We start from the raw sequence: 6807 nt of genomic DNA on the forward strand, positions 1-6807 counted from the left end.
GACGGGGCGCCCCCTCCACCGGTTGTCGGCTGCCGGTAGGGGGTGCCCACGCCCGCTGTCGGCTCTCCGCCCGTCCGGGGGCGCCCCGTCAGGGGCGCGGGGAACTGCGCGAGAAGTCCCCACCGGCCCGCAGTCGCCGGACGGGCAAGGGCGACCGAGCTCGTAGGCGGCTCTTAGGGGCGCGGGGAACTGCGCGACAAGCCCCCACCGAACCCGCAGCCGCGCGCAGCGCAAACCGCACTCCCCAGTAGGCGCCGCCATCAGACAATCAGGCCGCACCCCGCCGCGGCCGCACCCGCGGCTCCGCGCCAGGAGTGAGCAACGCAGGCGCCCCCGGCGCGCGCAAGTGGGCCAGCAAGAGCTCCTCCAAGGACGGCTCGGCGGCCCGCCAAGGGCCGCGCACAGGCCCGTCCGGCCGTATGAGCGCCGTGAGCTGACGCCCCGTCGTACGGGCCTCGACAACCGTGTGGGTGGAGAATTCCCGCGGCGGCCCGGGAAGTTCATGCCGGCCGACGACCACCGCGTGGGCGGCGAGGAGATCCTCGACCTCCCCCGCGAGCCGTATGCGCCCGTCGGCCATCAACAGCAGGTAGTCGCAGACCCCGTCGAGCTCGGACAGGACGTGCGAGGCCATGACGACAGTGGTGGCGTGCTCGGCCGCCTCGGTCATGAGGGCGGCTGTCATCTCGTGGCGTGCGAGCGGGTCGAGGTCGGCCATCGGCTCGTCCAGGAGCAGCAGTTCGGGCCGCTTGCCGAGGGCCAGTGCGAGGGCGACGCGGGTGCGCTGGCCGCCCGAGAGGTCGCCGACGCGGGCGCTGGGCGAGAGCCCGCCGCCGTTCACGAGTCGCTCGGCGGCGGCCTGGTCCCAGCGTCCGGGGTTGAGCTCGCGGCCCATGCGCAGGGTGTCGGCGATGGTGAACCGGGGGAAGAGCGGTTTGTCCTGCGAGACGTACGCGACGCGGGGCCGCACGGCGGCGTCGCCGGGGCGGCCGCCGAAGACGGTGATCGAGCCCTCGGCCGGCCGGAGCAGCCCGGCGACCAGGGAGAGCAGGGTGGACTTGCCCGCGCCGTTCGGGCCGACGAGGGCGCAGACGCGTCCCGCGGGCAGCCGGAAGGAACACTCGCGCAGGGCCCACGCGCGGCGGCGCCGTACTCCCAGACCGACCGCTTCCAGGGCGGTGTGCCCGTGCCGGTAGGTCAGCTCGGTCACCGGGCCTCCTCGAAGCTCTCCTCCAGGACGGAGGCGAGCAGGGCGGCGACGTCCTCCCGGGCGAGCCCCGCCGTGCGGGCGCGGCTCATCCAGTCGGCCAGCTCCGCGCGCAGCGGGGAGTCGGCACCGGCCTGCGGCCGCGCCAGCGACCGCCGCACGAACGTACCGAGCCCGGGCCGCGCCTCGACCAGGCCGTCGCGGGTGAGCTCGCGGTAGGCCTTGAGGACGGTGTTCGGGTTGATGGCCGTGGCCGCGACGACCTCTTTGGCCGTGGGCAGCTTGTCGCCGGGGGCGAGCAGGCCGAGGCGCAGGGCTTGCTCCACCTGATGGACGATCTGCAGGTAGGTGGCGACACCGCTGCGCCGGTCGATGCGGAACTCGACCACGCGCCTCACCCTTTCACTACTTGACTAGTGAAAGGGTGGTCCACCCCCTCACCCCTGTCAAACGAACCGGAACGACGAAGCATTGTCCCTGACCGCGGAGAATGACCGCGCCCCGTCAGGGGCAGCACCCGTCCGGGGGGGCAGCGCCCCGTCGAGGGCTGCGCCCCGTCAGGGGCGCGGGGAACTGCGCGACAAGCCCCCACCGGACCCGCAGCCGCACGCGCAGCGCAAGCCGCACCCCCGTAGGCGCAGCCGCCCAGCGGCGCAGCCACGCGGCAGAGCCCCGGAGGGTGCCCCGGAAGTACGTTCAGCTTTCCGTCCGGTACATCAGATCCGTCTCGTACACCTCGAACCCCATCCCCTCGTAAACCGCCACCGCCGCCCCGTTGTCCGCATCGACGTACAACATGGCCGTCGGCAGCCCCGCCGCCGCCAGGTGCCGCAGGCCGATGGCCGTCAGGGCCTTCCCGAGGCCGCCGCCCTGCGCGCCCGGCTTCACGCCCAGCACGTAGACCTCGCCCAACCGCTCCGCCGCGTGCACCTTCGTCCAGTGGAAGCCGATGAGCTCGCCCTCGCGCTCCGCCAGGAAGAAGCCCTCCGGGTCGAACCAGGACGTGGCCTTGCGGTCGTCCAGGTCCCGCTGGGTGAGGGAGCCCTGCTCCGGGTGGTGGGCGAAGGCGGCGGCGTTCACGGCCAGCCAGGCCGCGTCGTCCTCGCCGGGGCGGAACGTCCGTACGGTCACCCCGGGCGGCAGGACCGGCTCGCCCAGGGAGAGGCCCGCCAGCGGCCGCCGCATCTGCCGCAGCTCGCGGAAGAGGCTCAGCCCGAGCACCTGCGCGAGGTGCCGCGCCGCCGGGTGTCCGCCGTGTGCCCAGATCCGCAGCCGCTTGCCGGACTCCGCCAGCAGCACGCTGCCCAGGGCCCGCCCGTGCCCGCGGCCGCGCCGGTCCGGGTGCACGACGAGCTCGCCCGCCGGGGCCTCGACCGGGTCGCCCTCCTCCAGCTGGCCGTAGCCGACGAGCTCGCCCTGCCCGTCGCGCAGCAGCACGTGCCGGACGCCGGAACGGCGCCCTTCGAGCTGCAGCCTGCCCTGTTCCGAGACGGCGGGCTGGCCGTCCACGGCGGCGGCCGCCTCGATCAGTCGCAGGACTTCCCGCGCCCCCTCCGGCGTCAGTTCCTCCACCACGTCGACCGACCGCTGCTGTCCGCCTGTGTTGTTGTTCGCGACGTCGCTACTCATGGGGCGAGCCTACGTTCCGGGGGTGACATCGAGGCCGCCGGACGGCAGGGTGCCACCGGATCGTCACCTCAACGCTCCTGTCGCACTACGCGCGTTGACCGTAGGCTTCGCCCGACCCGCAACACCTGTGTCCGGGCCCGTACGCGCCCGGACGCGCTCCAAAGATGCATAAAGGGGAACAAATGTCAGCGACGCCGCCACGGAAGCGTCTGTCCAGACGGCTGACGACGACGGTCGCCGTCCTCGCCGCCGCCTCCGGGGTTCTCGCCACGGCAGGCCCGGCGAGCGCCCACCACGGCCGTACGGTCGACGTGCAGATGCTGTCGTTCAACGACTTCCACGGCAATCTGGAGCCCCCGCAGGGCTCCTCCGGCACGGTGTCCGAGCTCCAGCCGGACGGCTCCAAGAAGACCGTCCCCGCGGGCGGCGTCGAGTACCTCGCGAGCTCGCTGCGCGCGGCCCGCAAGGGCCACCCCTACTCGGTGACGGCGGGCGCGGGCGACATGGTGGGCGCGAGCCCGCTGATGTCCGGGATGTTCCACGACGAGCCGAGCATCGAGGCGATGAACAAGCTCGGCCTCGACGTCACGTCCGTCGGCAACCACGAGTTCGACCGCGGCCGCGACGAGCTGATACGCAAGCAGAAGGGCGGCTGTCACCCGAAGGACGGCTGCTACGAGAAGGGCAAGAAGTTCAAGGGCGCGGACTTCCCGTACCTCGCCGCGAACGTCACGGACGAGAAGACCGGCAAGCCCATCCTCAAGCCGTACACCGTGTGGAAGCACAACGGCGTGAAGATCGGCTTCATCGGCGTCACCCTCAAGGGCACGCCGGACGTCGTCACCGCGGAGGGCGTGAAGGGCCTGAAGTTCGGCGGCGAGGTCGAGACGATCAACAAGTACGCCCAGGAGCTCGACCGCCAGGGCGTGAAGGCGATCGTGGCGCTCATCCACGAGGGCGGCCTGCCCGCCTCCGGCGCGTACAACTACGACTGCGACACCCCCGGCCCGGGCGCGGGGATCTCGGGCGCGATCGTGGACATCGCCAAGAAGGTCACCCCGAAGGTGGACGCGCTCGTCACGGGCCACACGCACGCCGCGTACAACTGCACCATCCCGGACCCGTCGGGCGCGCCCCGCACGGTGACCTCCGCGGCGTCCTTCGGGCGGCTCTACACCGAGACGACGCTGACGTACGACCGCGGGACGAAGGACATCGTCCGCACGCCCGCGAAGCACCCCCGCGCGGCCAACCACGTCGTGAACCGCGACCAGCCGAAGGCGCCCGACATGACGGCGCTCATCGACCGCTGGAAGAAGCTGGCCGCCCCGGTGGCCAACAAGCCGGTGGGCTACATCTCGGCGGACATCAACGGGCGCGGTTCGGAGGCGTACGAGAAGCCGCTCGGTGACGTCATCGCGGACGCCCAGCTGGAGGCCCTGGCACCGGCCGACAAGGGCGGCGCCCAGATCGCCCTCATGAACCCCGGAGGCATCCGTTCCGACCTGGCGTACAAGGCGTCGGGCTCGGAGGGCGACGGTGTGGTGACATACGGCGAGGCGTTCACCGTGCAGCCGTTCACGAACATGATGGCCTCGGTCGACCTCACCGGCGCCCAGCTGATCTCCCTGCTCCAGCAGCAGGTCAGCGGCCCCAACGAGGCGGAGCCGAAGATCCTCCAGGTGAGCAGGGGCCTGACGTACACGCTCGACCTCACCAAGAAGGGCGCGGCGCGGATCGACCTGTCCACGCTGAAGCTGAACGGCGCGCTGATCGACCCGGCCAAGACCTACCGCGTCGCGGCCAACGAGTTCCTGGCGGGCGGCGGCGACGGCTTCCCGGCCTTCAAGGAGGGCAAGAACAAGAAGCTCACGACCTCGGACGTGGACGCCTTCATCGCCTACCTGACGGCCCACTCGTCGAAGACGGCCCCGCTGGACCCGCCGAAGGCGGACCGCATCACGGTCGTGAAGTAAGCGCGGTAATTCGCTGAAGGGGGTCCGGGGCGAAGCCCCGGGCCCCCGCCGCTCACAGGTGCTGAACCTCCGCCCCCGCCTTGGCCAGCAGTTGCTGCCCGATGTCGAGCAGGGCCCGTCCCCCGGCCAGCTCCTCGCCGATCCGTCGCTCGTCCGGGTCCCGGGGGTCGCGCGTGGCCTGGCCCCGCCCGCGCAGCTCGGTGCCGTCCCGCAGCCGCAGCAGCCCCGCGGCCCGCGTATGCGTCTCGTCCTCGGCGAACTCGATTTCCACGTGCCAGCCGGCAATCTGCTGCATGACCACCCTCTCCACGCTGGGCCCCGAGATCTGGCACAAATTAGCCGGATGACCCATGTTTGAAACCGTCCTGCCGCCGAATAGCCGAACCCTCCAACAGGCGGTGGACCGGCGGGCCCTTATACCGGGCATACGGGCTTCTGCCGGGCTTCTCACCACCCACTCAGACTCTTTTCATATAGCCGGAGCACAGTCGTACCCATGACGGACAACGACCGCCGCTACGGCACCCCGGAGCAGGACCACCAGCAGCACGTCCCCGCGTACCCGGCGCAGCCGCCGTACGCTCCCCAGCAGCCGGTCACCACGGCGAGCGGCGTCACCGTCTGGCCGGGCGACGGCTCGCCCGCATACGCCGAGGGGGGCGCCGGCGGTACCGGTGGCCCTGGCGGTCCCGTCGGACCCGGTGACTACGCGGCCTTCGCCGCTCCGGCCCCCGGCGACCCGGCGGCGGGCGCCCACGCCGCTCCCCGCCGTGCCCGGCGGCCGGTGGCCCTGCTGGCCGCCTGCGCGATCGTCGCGGCCGTCGTCGGCGGCGGCTCCGCGGCCCTGGTCGGCGAGCTCACCAGCCGCTCGGGCGGCAGCAGTCACTCCGTCCCCGTGGAGAACGCCTCCTCCAAGAGCAGCGGCGTCTCGGCGGTGGCCAAGGCCGTGAGCCCGAGCATCGTGGAGATCAAGGCGACGACCACCTCCGGCGAGTCCACCGGCTCCGGCGTGGTCATCACGAGCAACGGCGAGATCATCACGAACAACCACGTGATCGCGGGCGCGGACACCGTGAAGGTGCAGTTCAGCGACGGCAGCTCCAAGACCGCCAAGGTCGTCGGCACGGACCCCGACAAGGACCTCGCGCTGATCAAGGTGAACGGCGCGAGCGGCCTGAAGGCCGCGACGCTCGGCGACTCGAACAAGATCCGGGTCGGCGACGACGTGGTCGCGATCGGCTCCCCCGAGGGCCTCACCGGCACGGTGACCAGCGGCATCGTCTCCGCCCTGAACCGCGACGTGACGGTCGCCAAGGAGCCGGGACAGCAACAGCAACAGCAGCGCCAGGGCCGCGGTGGCTTCCCGCAGTGGCCGTTCGAGTTCGGCGGCAACCAGTACAACGGCGACACCGGCTCGTCCAAGACCACCTACAAGGCCATCCAGACGGACGCCTCCCTCAACCCCGGCAACTCCGGCGGCGCGCTGATCAACATGAACGGCGAGATCATCGGCATCAACTCCGCCATGTACGCCTCCGGTTCCAGCGGCTCCACCGACTCGGCAGGCAGCGTGGGCCTCGGCTTCGCCATCCCGATCAACACGGTCAAGGCAGACCTGGCAAAACTGAGGGCAGGCGGAAACTGAAGCACCCGGCGGGGCAACGCCCCGTAAGGGGCGCGGGACTGTGTCTCATTTGCGGCTCCGCCGCGCGGGCGCGACCAGCAGCGCCCGTCAGGGGCAGCGCCCGTTAGGGGTGCGGGGAACTGCGCGACAAGCCCCCACCGGACCCGCAGCCGCGCGCCAAGCGCAAGCCGCACCCCCATGGGCGAGGGGGTCCAGGGGCGCAGCCCCTGGCAGGGCCCGGGGCGGAGCCCCTGGCAGGGCCCGGGGCGGAGCCCCGGAGGGTGATCCCCCGCGCAAGGGCAACCCGCAACGTGCGAGGCTGAAAGCCAAACGCTGCGCGCCCCCCACCCCGCCGAAAACCAGAGGTGAGC

6 protein-coding genes are annotated in these 6807 nt (G+C 72.0%); 2 read left to right on the plus strand and 4 right to left on the minus strand.

Features of this window, described 5'->3' with window-relative positions; genetic code table 11:
• Positions 1 to 268 precede the first annotated feature (268 nt).
• The 3 genes from K6I34_RS28225 to mshD form a co-directional block, all read right to left on the minus strand.
• Positions 269 to 1210, minus strand: a complete 942-nt coding sequence (locus K6I34_RS28225; RefSeq protein WP_229330062.1) for an ABC transporter ATP-binding protein — start codon at positions 1208 to 1210, stop codon at positions 269 to 271.
• Positions 1207 to 1596: a GntR family transcriptional regulator gene (locus K6I34_RS28230; protein ID WP_229330064.1), complete on the minus strand. Its 390-nt coding sequence runs from the start codon at positions 1594 to 1596 to the stop codon at positions 1207 to 1209. Before K6I34_RS28230 ends, K6I34_RS28225 begins: the two co-directional genes overlap by 4 nt.
• 307 nt (positions 1597 to 1903) lie before the next feature.
• The gene (gene mshD, locus K6I34_RS28235; RefSeq protein ID WP_229330066.1) at positions 1904 to 2836 is read right to left on the minus strand and encodes a mycothiol synthase; all 933 of its coding nucleotides are present in this window, start codon (positions 2834 to 2836) and stop codon (positions 1904 to 1906) included.
• A 182-nt stretch (positions 2837 to 3018) separates the two neighbouring features.
• Here mshD and K6I34_RS28240 point away from each other — a divergent pair, with 182 nt between their 5' ends.
• Positions 3019 to 4812 (plus strand): bifunctional UDP-sugar hydrolase/5'-nucleotidase, encoded by a 1794-nt coding sequence (locus tag K6I34_RS28240; protein ID WP_229330068.1) that lies wholly within the window; start codon positions 3019 to 3021, stop codon positions 4810 to 4812.
• Between the two features lie 52 nt (positions 4813 to 4864).
• Here K6I34_RS28240 and K6I34_RS28245 read toward each other — a convergent pair whose 3' ends face one another.
• Positions 4865 to 5107 carry a DUF1876 domain-containing protein gene (locus K6I34_RS28245; RefSeq protein WP_121801467.1) on the minus strand — a complete coding sequence of 81 codons (243 nt, stop codon included), beginning with the start codon at positions 5105 to 5107 and terminating at the stop codon, positions 4865 to 4867.
• A 201-nt stretch (positions 5108 to 5308) separates the two neighbouring features.
• Between K6I34_RS28245 and K6I34_RS28250 the strand changes: the two genes are divergently transcribed.
• A complete protein-coding gene (locus K6I34_RS28250; RefSeq protein ID WP_229330070.1) occupies positions 5309 to 6457 on the plus strand; it encodes a S1C family serine protease in 1149 nt (382 codons plus the stop codon).
• Positions 6458 to 6807: the final 350 nt, after the last annotated feature.

The sequence above is a fragment of the Streptomyces sp. UNOC14_S4 genome (assembly GCF_020740835.1).
Classification (GTDB): Bacteria; Actinomycetota; Actinomycetes; order Streptomycetales; family Streptomycetaceae; genus Streptomyces.